9 protein-coding genes and 2 pseudogenes are annotated in these 14,540 nt (G+C 70.5%); 4 read left to right on the forward strand and 7 right to left on the reverse strand.

What is annotated here, in order from left to right; genetic code table 11:
* Window positions 1-18 precede the first annotated feature (18 nt).
* Entirely contained in the window at window positions 19-1,230 is a 1,212-nt protein-coding gene (locus ABFX50_RS04745) for an acyl-CoA dehydrogenase family protein (RefSeq protein ID WP_346143544.1), read from the forward strand.
* Between the two features lie 340 nt (window positions 1,231-1,570).
* Here the strand turns inward: ABFX50_RS04745 and ABFX50_RS04750 are convergent, their stop codons facing one another.
* The 3 genes from ABFX50_RS04750 to ABFX50_RS04760 all read right to left on the reverse strand — a co-directional run bounded on the left by ABFX50_RS04750 (window position 1,571) and on the right by ABFX50_RS04760 (window position 8,593).
* A complete protein-coding gene (locus ABFX50_RS04750; RefSeq protein WP_346143546.1) occupies window positions 1,571-2,560 on the reverse strand; it encodes a hypothetical protein in 990 nt (329 codons plus the stop codon).
* 24 nt (window positions 2,561-2,584) lie between these two features.
* Window positions 2,585-5,587, reverse strand: coding sequence for a S8 family peptidase (locus ABFX50_RS04755; RefSeq protein ID WP_346143548.1), 3,003 nt, complete (start codon window positions 5,585-5,587; stop codon window positions 2,585-2,587).
* 180 nt (window positions 5,588-5,767) lie between these two features.
* Window positions 5,768-8,593 carry a helix-turn-helix transcriptional regulator gene (locus ABFX50_RS04760; RefSeq protein ID WP_346143550.1) on the reverse strand — a complete coding sequence of 942 codons (2,826 nt, stop codon included), beginning with the start codon at window positions 8,591-8,593 and terminating at the stop codon, window positions 5,768-5,770.
* Window positions 8,594-8,992: 399 nt separating this feature from the next.
* Here ABFX50_RS04760 and ABFX50_RS04765 point away from each other — a divergent pair.
* Window positions 8,993-9,121: pseudogene (locus tag ABFX50_RS04765) on the forward strand (IS630 family transposase); the annotation flags it as partial.
* Between the two features lies 1 nt (window position 9,122).
* Here the strand turns inward: ABFX50_RS04765 and ABFX50_RS04770 are convergent.
* The 3 genes and pseudogenes from ABFX50_RS04770 to ABFX50_RS04780 form a co-directional block, all read right to left on the reverse strand.
* Window positions 9,123-9,371: pseudogene (locus ABFX50_RS04770) on the reverse strand (transposase); the annotation flags it as partial.
* A 42-nt stretch (window positions 9,372-9,413) separates the two neighbouring features.
* Window positions 9,414-9,818, reverse strand: coding sequence for a hypothetical protein (locus ABFX50_RS04775; RefSeq protein ID WP_346143552.1), 405 nt, complete (start codon window positions 9,816-9,818; stop codon window positions 9,414-9,416).
* Window positions 9,819-9,839: 21 nt separating this feature from the next.
* Window positions 9,840-10,937, reverse strand: coding sequence for a DUF6745 domain-containing protein (locus tag ABFX50_RS04780; protein ID WP_346143554.1), 1,098 nt, complete (start codon window positions 10,935-10,937; stop codon window positions 9,840-9,842).
* Window positions 10,938-11,127: 190 nt separating this feature from the next.
* On the opposite strand from ABFX50_RS04780, the gene ABFX50_RS04785 reads away from it, so the two are divergent.
* Window positions 11,128-12,051: a leucine-rich repeat domain-containing protein gene (locus ABFX50_RS04785; RefSeq protein ID WP_346143556.1), complete on the forward strand. Its 924-nt coding sequence runs from the start codon at window positions 11,128-11,130 to the stop codon at window positions 12,049-12,051.
* Window positions 12,048-13,955 (forward strand): hypothetical protein, encoded by a 1,908-nt coding sequence (locus tag ABFX50_RS04790; protein ID WP_346143558.1) that lies wholly within the window; start codon window positions 12,048-12,050, stop codon window positions 13,953-13,955. Before ABFX50_RS04785 ends, ABFX50_RS04790 begins: the two co-directional genes overlap by 4 nt.
* Before the next feature lie 89 nt (window positions 13,956-14,044).
* Here the strand turns inward: ABFX50_RS04790 and ABFX50_RS04795 are convergent, their stop codons facing one another.
* Complete coding sequence (locus ABFX50_RS04795; RefSeq protein ID WP_346143560.1) at window positions 14,045-14,404, reverse strand: hypothetical protein; 360 nt, start codon at window positions 14,402-14,404, stop codon at window positions 14,045-14,047.
* Between the last annotated feature and the right edge of the window lie 136 nt (window positions 14,405-14,540).

Genomic DNA, 14,540 nt, shown 5'->3' on the forward strand with positions numbered 1-14,540 from the left:
GTAAGCGGGAGTGGCGGGATGACCGGCTTCTGTCCAGAACTCAGCGACGACGTCATCGACGTGCGGAAATGGGTCCACGAGTTCGCGCGCGACGTCATCCGTCCAGCAGGCGCCGAATGGGACGAACGCGAAGAGACCCCCTGGCCGGTCATCCAGGAAGCCGCCAAGATCGGCCTCTACTCCCTCGACTTCTTCGCCACCCAGTGGTTCGAGGAGAGCGGGCTGGCCCTGCCCGTGGCCTTCGAGGAGATCTTCTGGGGCGACGCGGGCATCGGACTGTCCATCGTCGGCACCGGCCTCGCCGCCGCCGCCCTGTCCTCCGGCGGCACACCCGAGCAGATGGGGGAGTGGCTGCCCCAGATGTTCGGCACCCCCGACGACGTCAAGCTCGGCGCCTTCTGCGCCTCCGAGCCCGAGGCGGGATCGGACGTGGGCGCCATCCGCACGCGTGCCGTACGGGACCCTTCAGGAGACTGGATCCTCAACGGCGTGAAGACCTGGGCCACCAACGGCGGCATCGCCAACGTGCACGTCGTGGTCGCCTCGGTCGATCCGGAGCTCGGTACCCGCGGGCAAGCCTCGTTCGTCGTCCCGCCCGGCACTCCGGGGCTGTCCATGGGACAGAAGTTCCGCAAGCACGGCATCCGCGCCTCACACACCGCCGAGGTCGTCCTCGACGACGTACGGCTGCCCGCCTCCTGCCTGCTCGGCGGCCAGGACAAGCTCGACGCCCGCCTGGCACGCGTACGGAAGGGGGAGAGAGCGGGGGAGCAGGCCGCCATGCGCACCTTCGAGACCACCCGCCCTTCGGTGGCCGCCATGGCGGTGGGGATCGCCCGCGCCGGCTTCGAGTACGCCCGCGACTACGCCCGCGAGCGCGAGCAGTTCGGCAGGAAGATCGGCGAGAACCAGGCGATCGCGTTCCTGCTGGCCGACATGGCCACCCGGGTGGACATGGCCAGGCTCCTGACGTGGAGGGCGGCGTGGATGGCGCGCAACGGAAGGGCGTTCGACCAGGCGGAGGGGTCGATGTGCAAACTGGTGGCGGGGGAGACGGCGGTGTGGGTGACGGAACAGGCGATCCAGATCCTGGGCGGGGCGGGATACACCAGAGAACACCCGGTGGAGCGCTTCCACCGCGACGCCAAGATCTACACCATCTTCGAAGGCACCTCGGAGATCCAGCGCCTGATCATCGGCCGCGCCGTCACCGGCCTGCCCGTTCGTTGATCAAAGCCCAGCGACGAGGATCGTCATGGAGGTTGGATTGCGCCGCTGTTCCGTGGCTCAGGAGCGCCGCCCAACATCACCGTTCGCACCGAGGTACTGTGGTCGCCGCATGATCACCATCGCCACCGCTTTTTGCGAAGCGCATCAATGCCCCCACCGCAGGCACTCGGGCGCCGCTACTTCTCAGGATCCAGGCCATCATGACCGGCATCCGCATCCAGCGGATGCCGGTCACGGAGTGGCGGATCCAGGCTTGCCGACGCGAACTAATGGATCGCATCCTGCCGTGGAACCAACATCACGTGCTGCGAGAGTTGGAGACGTTCTTCAACGCGCTTTGTCACTTCAGGGAGAAGGCGCGGACGGACGTCTGCTTGATGGAGTTGCCTGCCTTGTCCCAGGCCTCGACCTTCAGGGTGACGGTGCCCTTGGCTGCCCCGTAGCGGGCCCTCGCCGTGTAGGTGCCGTCCCTTTCCTGTTTGACGTCGACGGGGTTGTAGGTGGCGCCGTCGTCAGTGCTGGCCCAGAGCCTCAGTCCGGCGATGTCGGGCATCTTGGACCGGGACGGTGAGCGGTATGGAGAGACGGTGAAAGTGTGCGTACGGCCGGACCGTACGCTGTTTCTGGCATCCAGGGTGTCGCCCAGGTCGTAGCTGACGAACACGACCGGAGCCGGGCGGCAGGGCTTGGCGGTGCCGTACATCGCTTCAAGGGTGCAGAAGGATCCGGGCAGGGGGTCGGCCGCCGCTGGGGTGGTGAAGGTCCACTCGGTGTCGTGCTGAGCGTTCTTGGCAGTCAGCCGGTAGCTGCCTGGGCCTTCCGGCAAGGTGAAGAGCGGCAGGATGTCGGTGCCGCCGTACGGGGTGCGCGGGATCTGCTTGCCGTCCCGGTAGAGACGGACGTCGATGCCCGGCTCGAAGGGGCTGGCCCAATAGTCGGCGTTGTACTGCCTGGCGCCCGGCGAGCCGTTGCTGAGCTCGAACTCCGCCCACAGGCTGTCGCCCTGGATGCAGATCATGCACCGGAGGCTGAAGCCGAGGTTGGCGCCTGGCTTGGCCAGCTTGTAGAGGGACTGCGGGCCGGTCGCGGCGCCGGGGGTGAACGGCGCGGTCAACCACGACTGCCGGGTACGGATCGGCTTGTCGAGCACCTCCAGCGCCCACTGCGGCTGGATGCCCGCCTGGCTCAGCGGATCGGCGATCTCCCACATGCCGTGCGAGCTGAGCACTTCGGGATCGAGCGGTCCGACCCAGTCACGCCGTTCCTGCAGGGTGAGCCGGGGAACGCCCCATTCGGACGGCTGCGACGCCAGAGGCAGGACGTCGTCCATCTTCCACGCGTACCGCCAGTCGCCTTAGCGCTCAGGGGTGACGGTGTGGATGTCCATGTCGATCCTGGCCAGGTCGCGCTCGGTGAAGGTGTAGTGCAGCGAGCGGGGCACCCGGCCCTCCTCGTAGGGGGCGAAGGTGTAGGTGTAGGGCGATTCCGGGGTCCCGCTCACTCGGACGGTGATCCGCTTGCCGTTGGTGATCTGCTCGCGCAGCTTGACCGCTTCCCTCGTCGGCAGGGACACGTTCGGGATGCCCACCGGCTTGGCCGGCCCGGTGAACGGGATCTGGGCGATGCCGAGGGGGATCGCGCAGCCGGTACCGGCACTCGGGAAGTGCGCGATCGCCGCCGCGCCGGCGTCGCGGATCGCGCCGATCCGCTCGATCGCCACGCCGCACGTCGGCTGGCCGTACACGTCCTTCGCCATCGCCGCTTCCAGCAGGACGAGCTTGCCGCGCAGGTTGCGGCCTGTGAGGTCCTCCGGGTTGCCGAGGCCGACGTCGATCACCTCGAGCTCTTGCGTTCCGACGAACGGCCGGAAGTCGGGGAAGGCGCCCTGTTCGTGCACGCCGTACATGTTGAAGCCGTGCGCGGGGGCCGCAGGGTGCAGGACGTCGCCGCGCCTTCCCACGCTCATGGCGACCTCGGCCTGGCCGAGGGTGAACCGCGTGTGGAAGCGGAATTTGCCGTGGGTGACCTTCTCGGTGGGGTTGGCCCACAACCGGGCCCACGCGCCGATGGGCTGGTTGGTCGACAGGGCGCCCATGTAGGGGGAGCCGTTGGCCGCCGTACGCTGGTAGGCGAAGGTGACGCTGTTGTTGAGCGGTTCGGCCGGCTTCGGGGTGGTAAAGCGGACCTCGGACAACTTCCGGGCGTCGAGCGTGATCTCCGTGTCGCCCGTGACGGTGATCTCGGGCTGGAACAGGAACCCCAGGTTGTACCTGTCGTCGTCGCCGATCCAGTCCAGCACCTGCGCAACGCTGAGGACGCCCTGGGGGACGCGGGTGACGGTGGTCCCCACGGCGGTCAGGAGCGTGCCGCCGACCAGGCCTTTGTTGCCGGCCACGTCGATGGTGTCCTGGCCCCAGGGGCTGTACGGCTTGCCGTCCCTGCCCAGGGTGTGGATGGTGAGCGTGGCCTTGGGCGCTTCGCGCACAGCACCGGCGGGAGTACGTAGCTGGACGTCGTCGGCGGTCGCGGTCACGACGCCGGTGTAGACGCCCAGAGTCAGGCCCTTGGGATCGAGGGTGACGGTGGTTGTCGCGGTTCCCAAGGCGGGCACGGTCAGCGTCGTGGCGGCCACGGTGAGCGCGCCTTCCACTGTGCTTCCGTCGGACTTGCGCAGGTCAGGCGCGAGGGTAAGGGTGACAGCCTCACCGCCCAGGTTGGTATAGGTCAGGTCCCGGCCGACGGGCCCGCTCTCCTCGGTGAGCGCACCGAAGTCGAGCGCCGTCGTGGTGGCGAAGACCTGCTGGGTGTACGCCCTGCCCACGTCGACCCGGCCCGCGCCCTGCTTGTAGACGCTGAGCTCGTCGTCCTTGGCCGTCGACATCAATGCGGCCTTGAGTTTCTGACCGGTCCAGTCCGGGTGTTTCTGGGCGAGTATCGCCGCCGCCCCTGCCACGTGCGGGGTGGCCATCGAGGTGCCCGCCGCCGCCGTGTAGTACTCGTCGAGTGGGGTGCCCATCGTGGTGCCCGCGGCGCGCGCGGCGGTGATGTCCACGCCAGGAGCGGCGATGTCAGGCTTGAGGCCGCCGCCGACACGCGGTCCCTGACCGGAGAAGGTGGCCCACTCGTCGTTCTCGTCCACGGCGGCCACGGTCAGCGCGGTGCCGGCCGTACCGGGGGAGGAGACCGTCTCGGCGCCTGAGGCGCCGGAGTTGCCGGCGGCGATCACGAACAGCGCGCCGCTTGAGGCGCTGAGTGAGTCGACCGCCAGGCTCATCGGGTCGGTCCCGTCAGTGGGGCCGCTGCCGAGGCTCATGCTTACGATCCTGGCGCCGCTGGCGACGGCCCACTCCATGCCCTCGATGGCGCTGGAGTCGGTGCCTGAGCCGGAATCATCGAGCACCTTGCCGATGATCAGCTGGGCGCCGGGCGCGACGCCCTTGGACGTGCCATTCGACGCCGCGCCTGACCCCACGACCGTGGAGGCCACGTGAGTGCCATGGCCGTGCCCGTCCTTGACCTCCTGGCCGGGAATGAAGGACTTGCTCGCGACCACCTTGCCGGTCAGATCGGGGTGGGCGGCGTCGATGCCGGTGTCCAGGACGGCTACCTTCACGCCGGTGCCGTCGTGCCCGCCGGCCCACGCCTGCGGAGCGCCGATCATCGGCACGCTGACGTCCAGGTCGGCCTTGACCTTGCGGTCCAGCCACACCTTGGCGATGTCGCCGCGCAGCGTGCCCGGCGTGTTGGCCAGCCCGGCGAGACCGCTCGCGTCCTTCTTCTCAGGTACGGCCCGCACAGCATGCCAGAAGGTGCCCGCCTGGGCCTTGGTGACCTTGACCGCGGAGGCGTTGACGCTCTCCAGGGTGAGGACGGGATCGCTCGCCGGGATCGGTTCGGCAGCGACGGAGGCATCGCCGCGCTGCTTGGGGTACTGCACGATGACCGGTACCTGCTTGGCCTTGTCATCGGTATAGCCGTTCTCGGCCAGGTAGGTGACGTTGAACAACTCCCGGTCCAGACGGCCCGCCTGGATGGCCGGCATGGCGTCGCTTGGAGTGACGTAGACGCCCTTCGGGGTGGCCTGCGTGGACAGCAACGCCCGGGTGCCGTCGGGCCGGGGCTTGGCCTCGGCCGTCACCGCATACTTGCCGCCGCCGGCCTCGACCAGGTTGACGACGTCGCCGGTGACCAGCGTGATCGTCTTGGCACCCGGGCTCAGCCCGGTCAGCGGAATCGGCCCGGGAGTGGGAGGCCGTGGGGTGGCCAGCGCGGGAGACGCGCCCGGCGCGACCAAGGTGCCGAGCACCATGACCGAGGCCGCCAGGAGGGACGGGCCGCGGGATCTGCGTGGAGACATGCGGGGCTAGCCCTTCGGTGGTGCGGGGTATGGGGGGTGTCAGACCGGCTCGAACCCGTCCGGGGGCTCCTCCGGAGCCTCTTCTGGACTGGCGGCAGGCTCTGCGTCGTCCGGGTTCGGGTCACCCGGGTCGTCGGATTCGGACATACCGCAAGCCTCGCCCTGGTGGGTGCACCGGGACTATGGGGCAGATCCCCCATTCAGCGCGCCGGAGCCCCCAAGCGCGGCGCGGGAGCGCAACCCCAGTTTTCGTAGCGCGGCGCTCAGATGCTTCTCCACCGTCTTGGGCGACAGGAACAGCTCCTTGCCGATCTCCCGGTTGGTCAGCCCGGCGGCCGCCAGCTCGGCCACCTGGAGTTCCCGGGGCGACAGAGCGGGACCGTAACCGCTCGGACCACCCGGGTGGCGCGCCTTCACCGCCACACCGTACCTGCGTGCCGTCTGCGCCGCGCGGTCCAGATCCCACCGGGCGCCCAGCTCCAGGTAGGTCACGTGCGCCGCACGCAGGCTCGCGTCGGCGTCCGGGTCCTGGGCCGCGAACAGCACCTCGGCCGCCTGCTCGCGGGCCTGTGCCGCCTCGTACGGCGCGCCCAGCCGGTCGTAGGCGTCGGCAGCCGCGGCGAACTCCCTGGCGTCGCCGCTCAGCAGGGCACGCGCGTGCGGCAGGGCGGCGGCGGCCAGCGGGGCGTCCAGCCCGTCCAGCGTCACCGAGAGCCGGGCCACCAGGGCGGCGGCCTCGTCATGCCCGCCGGTCGCGGCCATCGCTGCAGTCAACGCGGGCAGCACCCGTACGGCCGGCGGCCACAACCCTTTGGTGTTCCACACCTCGAGCGCCGCCCGAGCCCCGCCAGGCTCACCCGTCAGCCGCAGCAACGCGGTCACCGACAACGGCAGCAGCTCGTACCCGCCCAGGGTGATGGTCCGCCGCACGACGTCGGGCAGGTCGCGCCTGGCGGTGTCCAGGTCGCCCCGCGCCAGCGCCAGGCAGGCCGCCACCGTCTCGGCGGTGATGCGGTCGAACGGCCGCCCGCCGTACTCCTCCAGCAGCTCAGCCACCTCGAGGTCCAGACCCTCCCACCGCCCCCAGCCATAGGCAAGCAGCAGGCCGACCAGGCGGCACCTGGCCAGCGGCTCGTCATCCTCGGCCGCGCCCAGCGTGGCGGCCGCCAAGAGCTGGTCGGCGATCTCGAAGTGCCCGGCGCAGTAGGCGTTCTCCGAGATGGACCGGTAGGCGTTGACCTCCTGGCGGTGCCGGGGCCGGTCGCCGGTCCGCCGCTGGATGTCGACTGTCAACGCGGCCCAGCGCGGATCGCCGATGCAGCTCAGGGACATCGCGACCTTCCCGAGCACGAAGACCTCCGCGACCGGGTCGCCGATCGCGGGTACGGTCTCCAGCGCGCGGTCCAGCCAGCGGGCATGCTCGGCCACCGGCACCGAGGGATCCATCGGCCGGCCGAGCGCTGCCATCACCCAGGCCGCGAGGTCCGGACGCTCACCGAGGTCCTCGACCGCGGCCGCGAGAGAACGGCGTTGCACAGCGGGATCGCCGCCGAGCCGTTCGCGCAACATGCTGATCAGGAAGTTCAGCTGCCCCCGCTGCAGGCCGCGGGCCGCCGATTCCAGGGCGTCGGAGAGCAGGTCGACCACCTCAGGAGGCCGCAGAACCTGGGCCGCCGCCCAGCCCAGCCGTACGGCCAGGCCTCCTCGCCGCTCCGGCTCCAGAGGCGCGCTGCGCAGCACGTCCTCCAGGATCCGCACCGCCTCCGCGTCGTCACCGAGTGCCGACGCCTGCTCGGCGGCCCGCTCGGCGACCCCCGCCCACTCCGGCAGCAGCCCGGCGTGGCGCAGGTGGTGCGCCAGCTGGCCCAGCGGCACCGGCTCCACCGCGCGCATGGCAGCCGAAGCGCGTTCGTGCAGGTCCTGCCGCCGTCCCAGGGGGATCCCGCCGTAAACCGCCTGAGCGGCCAGCACGTGCCGGAAGGCCACCAGCCCGTCCCGCTCGCTCAGCAACCCGGCCACCAGCAGTTCGTCCAGCCCGGCCACCGCCTCCTTCCGGGCGAGGCCGGCCACCTCCCTCAGCGCCGGAACGGCCACCGGCACCTGCAACACCGCCGCTGCCTCTGCCACCGCGCGCGCCTCCTCGGGCAGCCTGGCGACCCGCTCGCGTACCGAGTCGCGCACACCCGGGGGCACGTCCAGCTCCTCCAGAGCCCGGCGTGCCCACCGGCCGCCGCGCAGCCGGATCAGCGCGCCGCGTGAACGCAGCAGCGCCAGCAGTTCCTGTAAGGCCAGCGGCAACCCCGACGACAGCGTGTACAAATGGGTCCCGAACTCGGTGGTGATCCCCTCCTCCTGCAGGATGGAAGCCGCCAGCGCGCGGGTCTGCTCGGCGTCGAGCGGTTCCAGCACGAGGTGCTCGCGCACGACGGAGTCGGCCGGACGCCCGGTCACCTCCCTGATGCCGGCTGTGGCCTCCTCACCCCGGTAGGTCAGCACCAGCGACACCGAGGCCGGCGCTACGGCCAGCAGGTAGCCCAGGAACTCGATCGTCTGGTCGTCGGCCCAATGCAGATCCTCCACGATCAGCACCGCCGGCCCCAGGGCGTCAAGCACGTCGGCCAAGCCGCGAAACAGCCGGTGCCGCTCGGCCGCACGATCGTCCAGGGGCTCCAGCGCAGGCGGAAGCACCGCCGTCAACTCAGGCAGCAGCCCGCGCAGCGCGCCGGCGACCGGCGACAGCGCGGCCGTCGCGAGTGCCGCACCGGTGCCGCGCAGCGCCTCCACGACAGGGCCGAGAGGAAACGGCTCGCGGATGCGCCGACATGCGCCGGTAAGCAGCAGCCGACCGGCCAGTTCCGGATGTACGGCCATCTCCGTGACGAGCCGGGTCTTGCCGATGCCCGCCTCGCCCTCGACTACGACGACAGCGGGCGGGCGGGTCACCGTGGACACCAGACGCCGTAACTCCTTCCGGCGTCCCACCAGAACTGTGCCGTCCAGCGTCATCGTCTCGCCTCCGCTCGCATCTGCGGATATTCAAACAGAGGTGGCTCGGTCGGCTCCGGCCGGAGCGGCCGGGCGGTAGCGACGCGAGCCGCGACCTGTACCGCGTCAAAACGCAGTCACGATAGCTCTGACCTGTGGCTTGACGGGGGCTGTTCCTGTAGAAAAGATCGCGTCCTGTGCCTGCCCGCCTGTTGTATCTGCTCGCGCTCCGAGTTTTCGGCTGGCTGATGTTGCTCGGCCGCAGTCAGGCGTTGAAGGACTGGCCTTCCCCTTCTAGCGATCCGGTTTTGAGTACAGCGGTCACCACGTGTGGTGCGTTCTGTAGCAGTTTTGATGCCGGGTGGTGACGGCGCCTGCTGGCTGGGGTCTGCTGGAGGAATGGCCGACAACAGGCTGGAACTGCCCGGGATGCCCGAGCGGCGCAGCTTCGACTACGTCCGGCACGGCACGGTCGACCTGTTCGCAGCGTTGAACACCGCGACCGGCAAGGTGATCGGCAAGTTATCGGCACAACACCGCGCCATCGACTCAACTGGACGCCGGACAAGCCGCGGGCGACCAGGCCGCGCAGAAAGGCCAGCCAGCCGGCGCCGTCCTCGGCCGAGGTGACCTCCAAACCCAGGATCTCGCGCTGGCCGTTGGCGTTGACCGCGGTGGCGACCAGCACATGAATGTTGATCGTGCGGCCGACTTCGCGCACCTTCTGCGTCAGCGCATCCAGCCAGAGGAAGGTGTAGGAGCCGGAGTCCAAGACTCGGGTGCGGAAGGCGTCGACCTCCTGAAGCGGTGTCCCCTCCTCGCCGGTGGCCCGCCCCCGGCCTCAATCGGCGACGAGCCGGACCTGGTCCGCCTGCTCGCGCTGGCGACGCAGCTCGTAGGTGCCGGGCGCGATACCGGTGAAGGCGTGTTCGGGGTGCGCGAGGTAGGCGGTAGCGCCCTCCTCGACGGTCAGCACGCCAAGCACCAGCGCGCGGCCGGACTGGTCAGGGCTGAAGAACGCCGCGCCGGTCGCGACCAGGAGGTGGGTGTTGGCCTGGGCCTGGCCGCGGACGACCGGGACGCCGGAGGTGGGGATCGGGGTACGGGCCGGCTCCCTGGTGACCGGCACGACGGCGACATCGCCCTGGAACTGCAGGCCGGACAGGATGGGGATCTCGGCCTGCCGGTCGAGGTGCTCGTCGACGGTGACGCCGAAGGTGGCGATGGCCTGCTCGATGGTGGGCATCTTCTCAGGGCTCCTCAAAGGTCAGGATCGGCGCTGTGCCTGGGCGTACTGGGCGGGGGTGAGGCCGTAGGTCCAGGCGGCGGCCTCGATGGGGTCGGTGCAGTCGGCGGGGACGGTGAGGCCGAAGCAGCGGCGGGTGCCGTCCCGCTCGACGGTGCCATTGGTGCACAGCAGGACGCGCACGCTCGTGGGGTAGACGCCCGGGGGGACGTCGTGCAACGTGAGCGTCTGGCCGGGGTTGCCGGGGTCGGGCGCGGCGGGCCCGACCTGGGCGAGGCGGGCCTCGATGACGAAGCGGTCCCAACCGCGGCGTTCGATGGCGCAGCGGCGGATCTCGGCGTTCGGCTCGCGGATGATCTCGTCGGCGGTCAGGGTGTCGTCGATGACGGCCCGGGGGACGTGGGTGCCGTGCCAAAAGTACAGCCCGAACCCGTCGACCCAGGAGACGGCGGGTCCGTCGGGGCAGTGGAGCCGGCGCCTGGCCAGGTCGCCCTCGCCGACCTGTTCCCGGCGCAGCTCGTCCGGGGGCGGGCAGAGCAGGACGAAGTCGCGGAACGGCCACCACCACCAGGCGGCGGGCGCGGCCAGGTGGCCCGGCAGGCAGGCCCGCCACAGCAGGCGGATCGCGCCGCGGATCGTGTCCTGCCGCACGCCGCCCACCGCCGCGTCCACCGCCGACCGCACGACCGCGTCCACGGCCTCGATGACCGTGGCCCGGGTGCCGGTGGGCGTGCCGCGCGGCGCGGGGTCCGCCGTCGCGGCGATCTCGGCGTGCTGGGCGGTCGCCGCCGCCCCGTGCACCGGATCGCCCGCCACGCCGTGCGCCGCGGCCTGGACGGCGTCGCGTACCGCCCGCCCGATCGTCTCGCCGGCCGTGCCGTCCACGGCGCGATGGACCGAGTCGAGGACGCGGCCGTTGCGGTGGCCGGTGGCCCGGCAGGCGGCGATCGGTGCGGCGAACGCGCCGACGAGCGGGGAGGGCACCCACACGACCCGCTCAGGGAACGGGACCCCGATCTGCAGGTAGCAGGCGCGGGCGGCCAGCTCGAACGCCTGCCTCCCCTCGGCGGGGACGTCCTGCTCGTCGGTCGCGGGACGGGCCGAAGCCGGTGCGCTCACAGTGGAGACCTCCCATGCCGGCGGCCTGGCTCCGCCTCAGGACGCCGCAATGTATTCCGTGCCGCGCGGAGCTGTCCACGCCCGCGATCATGCGTCCGATGGGCCGAAGCGCCTGCGGGCAAGGTCATTTCGGCGTAGTTTAACGGGGCTTCGTCTTGACATGTCAATAATGATCCGTACATTCGTTCGAATGGAAGTCATGGTCATCGAGGAAGCATTACGGGCTCGTCCCGACGACTTCGCCGCGTGGCACGCGTACAGCGACCGGCTGCTGCGGCAGGGCGACGCCAGAGGCATGCTGATCCGCCTTGAGCAGCGCCTGGCACGCACCCGCCCCGCCGATCGGCCGGCCGTGGAGCGCGAGATCGCCGACCTCGTCGCGGAGCACGAGGACCGATGGGACGACGGGCTGCCGGGCAGGGCGCGGGTGCGGTCGCGCCGGTACGGCTTCGCCACGGAGGTGGCCGTCGAGTGGTCGGACCATGTCCGCGAGGTCGTGGAGCAGGTGCTGCGCGCCCCGTTCGTCACCACGCTGAGGATCACCTCGAACGCGGCGGCTGAAGAGGACGAGGACTGGGACGACGAGGACGGGGACGACGACGAGGAGTGGTACCTCGCCGTGGACCGCGGCGAGCTGCGCCCAGGCCGCCTGGACCTGCGAGCCCTCGCCGGGCTGGACCTCGGGCGGCTCACCGAGCTCGACCTGTCCTACCTGAGCGTCGGCTTCGACGGCGCCGAACTCCTCGCCGCCCTGTTCGCGTCAGACCGGTTGCGGGCACTCGACCTGCGGTACTGCCGCATCGCCGACACCGGCCTGGCAGCGCTCGCGGCCTGCCCGCACCTGGGTGGCCTGCGCCGCCTGCACCTGCAGCGCAACAGGGTGACCGCCGAGGGCGTGCGGTCGCTGCACAGGTTCACGGAGTTGACTGAGCTCGACCTGCGCTACAACGACCTCGGAGAGGCGGGCGCGCAGGCGCTGCTCGCCGCCCCGTTCGCCGGATCCCTCACCCGGCTGTGGCTGTACGACTCCGATGTGGGCCAGGACGGCGTGCGGAAACTGGCGCAGGCCGCGAATCTTCCGCCCGGGCTGCGGAGCATGTGGAGGTGCGTGTGAGCATCGAACTTCGGGACCGGTTCTTCGCCCTGTCGGCCGGGGACGCCCCCGCCGAGGAGGTCGCCCGGTATCGGGCAGAGGTGGACGCGACCGACGCCGGACCGGTCGCGACGGTGGACGGGCTGGAGGTCTGCTGGCATCCGTCGGCGCGGTTCAAGGCTGTGCGCTTCATCGACGCCGAGCTCATCGACGAGCGGGTTCGGGAGCTGTTCGCCCGGCCCAGCGCGGACGCGCCGTACCTGGCTGCCGTGTTCGCGGATCCGCACGAGCTGTCGTTCCGCACGTTCGAGAACATCGTCCCGCTGGACCGCCTCCTCGAGGCCGTGCCGCTGGAGATGGAGCTGACCGGGCGGACAGAGCACGCCGAAGGGGTGTTCTCGTTCTCGCTGCGCCTGCCGGAGCAGGCTCGCGACCGGCTGGCGCGGCTGGACGGCATGAACCTGTACGTGCCGCCGCTGAACGCCGCCTCACGGGGCGGCGAACGGTTCATCTTCCACTCGGCGCTGCTGGCCGAGGCGTTGACCGCAGCGGTGGCCGACGCGCTGCCGCCGTCCGTGGCGGAGGGGTTCTCGCACGTGAACCCGGTGTTCCGGTGCAACGGGTTCGAGCCCGGTGACGCAAATTTCCACCTGCATAGGGACACGCCGTACTACGACGCGACGCGCCGGCACATCTCCCGCTACACGCTGCTGCTGTACCTGACCGGCGGCACGGGCTCGCCGGCGTTGGACCTGGTCGCTGGCGCCGCGCTCGGCGAGATCGGCGCCTTCACGTGTGTGATCTTCGATCAGCGGTACGAGCACGAGGGCGCCCCCTACCGCGACGGCCGCAAGGTGTTCCTGCGTACCGAGCTGATCTTCACCGCCGGCGAGGTCACCGAGGCGCCGGAGATCGGCGCGCTGTTCAGCAAGGCGTGCTACCTGACCGGCGAGAGCGTGTTCGCGCCCGAGCTGGCCCGGCACGCCGACGCGTACTACAACCAGGTGGCCGCCGCCCACTGGGACGGCTGGGGCGAGGGCCCCGCCCGCGAGACCTTCGTGCACAAGGAGTTCCGCGGGGTGCACTTCGTGACCAACGGCTACGACTTCTGGTTCCCCAGGGACGCGCTGCCGCCGGCGGAGTGCGCGGCCATCACCCTGCTCGACTACTTCAACTGCAAGCTCGGCGACACCGCGTTCCGCGCGCTGTGCCGGACGGAGGTGATCGAGGCCGAGGATGCCGGCTGGATCCCGGAGTTCCTGCGGGACAAGCACGGCCACTCGGTCATGACGCGGGTGGACAAGTCCGCGTTCTTCCCCGAGCCGGAGCGGCCGCACGGCGCGATCTGCTGCCCGTTCCACACCTCCGGGCAGTTCGACCCCACGCGCTTCGACGAGGTCGTCAAGCTCTACACCGACGCCCAGTCCTTCGCCCAGGCGCACATCCTGCCCGCGCCGATCCTCATGCTCGGCGAGGACGTGGCCCTGGACCCGGACCGGTTCGTCATCCAGGACGGCCTCATCCACGTGCTCGGCAAGAACGCCCTCACGCCGGTCAACTTCGCCGCCTGCTGGAACGACGAATCCATCCCCGAGGACTACGTGGTCGTCGCGGCCAAGGTCGGCGTGGAGCAGTTCCTCGTACCACCGATCATCTACAACGAGTCCGCCGACTGCCGCCACCTGAGGTTCGACTTCTTCCGCAACTCCTGGATGGTCGGCCACCAGCGGGCCACCATCCCCGTTCCCAGGATCACCGAGCTGAGCTGGGCCGATCCCGAGGACACCCAGGCCTGGCGGCACGAGGTGGACGACTCCCTCATCGACGACGAGCACCCGCTGGAGCCCAGCGACCTGTGGGACGACGAGGAGGACGACTGGGACGACGAGGACGAGGACCAGGACCAGGACCAGGACCAGGAGTGAACGGCCGGGCCGGCCCGCGCCGGGCCGGGCTCCGGCGGCAGGGACGGTGACTTTCAGACGGACGACGTCAGAGCGATGGCCGAAATCTGTCACGCCGTCCCAGCCGTGATCGTCCCGTTCTCGACCGCCGAGGTCGTGGACCAGTGCTCGAACTCCCGCCAATGCGACCGTGAGACCGGTCCGACCAGGATGTACGGCGGGCCGATCCCCGCTTGCTGCAGCGCCTGCCGGAGGTCGTCGGCATGTCGGCGGGCGGAGTCGGCGCCCCAGGCTGGGTCGCTCCACCCCACATGCGCCTTGTCGAACAGGACTGTCGTCGTCTCGACGGCCATCACGGGTAGCACGCCTGCCCAGTTCAACGCGGGCTCCCCGAGCGCAGGGACGACCACCACGGTGGGGGTGCCGACGCCGTCGTGCCAGAGGTGGATGCGGCGACCGTCAACGTCCACAGTGTGCCGGTGGCGCAAACCGCCGCCGGTCACAACGCGAGGCCCAGGTTTGGTAGGTGGCGCTGGCCAGTGTCACGGCGCCTCCAGCGAGTGCCGCTCGGGTAAGGATTCGGGTCAGGACGCTCGATCGGCCGGA

Origin of the sequence: Nonomuraea recticatena (genome assembly GCF_039533245.1) — a bacterium.
GTDB classification, from domain to species: domain Bacteria; phylum Actinomycetota; class Actinomycetes; order Streptosporangiales; family Streptosporangiaceae; genus Nonomuraea; species Nonomuraea roseola.

Bases quoted from the DNA above. Each gene is read 5' to 3' on its own strand.
- ABFX50_RS04745 (WP_346143544.1), top strand. From the start codon at position 19: ATGACCGGCTTCTGTCCAGAACTCAGCGACGACGTCATCGACGTGCGG.
- ABFX50_RS04750 (WP_346143546.1), bottom strand. From the start codon at position 2,560: ATGGACGACGTCCTGCCTCTGGCGTCGCAGCCGTCCGAATGGGGCGTT.
- ABFX50_RS04755 (WP_346143548.1), bottom strand. From the start codon at position 5,587: ATGTCTCCACGCAGATCCCGCGGCCCGTCCCTCCTGGCGGCCTCGGTC.
- ABFX50_RS04760 (WP_346143550.1), bottom strand. From the start codon at position 8,593: ATGACGCTGGACGGCACAGTTCTGGTGGGACGCCGGAAGGAGTTACGG.
- ABFX50_RS04775 (WP_346143552.1), bottom strand. From the start codon at position 9,818: ATGCCCACCATCGAGCAGGCCATCGCCACCTTCGGCGTCACCGTCGAC.
- ABFX50_RS04785 (WP_346143556.1), top strand. From the start codon at position 11,128: ATGGAAGTCATGGTCATCGAGGAAGCATTACGGGCTCGTCCCGACGAC.